This is a genomic window from Pseudomonas sp. SWRI81 (genome assembly GCF_014268545.1).
GTDB lineage: Bacteria > Pseudomonadota > Gammaproteobacteria > Pseudomonadales > Pseudomonadaceae > Aquipseudomonas > Aquipseudomonas hamedanensis.
The window spans coordinates 1-349 of the sequence record NZ_JABWQS010000107.1 but is presented as its reverse complement, the minus strand read 5'-3'; the positions used below and the strand labels follow the sequence as shown (position 1 = coordinate 349).

Below are 349 nucleotides of genomic sequence, written 5' to 3'. Positions count from 1 at the left end.
CGATTGAGCTCAAGCTCACCCACTTCGATCAGCGGAAACTCTTTCTGCGACCAGGTCTTGGTGACGTCGAACGGGTTTTCGTAATGCGCCGCTGCCTGGGCTTCGGTCATGATCTGAATGCAAACGCGCCATTTCGGGAAATCGCCACGCTCGATCGCCTCGAACAGGTCACGCTGGGCGTAATCCGGATCAGTGCCTGCCAGACGTGCAGCGTCTGCCGGTGCGAGGTTCTTGATGCCCTGTTTGGTCTTGTAGTGCCATTTCACCCAGTGGCGCTCGCCTTGGGCATTGATCAGGCTGTAGGTGTGACTGCCAAAGCCATGCATGTGGCGGTAGCCATCCGGAATGC

At 57.9% G+C, this 349-nt stretch carries 1 protein-coding gene; it reads right to left on the bottom strand.

The features are described from left to right. Positions 1-349, bottom strand: a 349-nt coding sequence (locus HU765_RS27130; RefSeq protein WP_186624094.1) for a catalase, incomplete at both ends; no start/stop codon positions are given.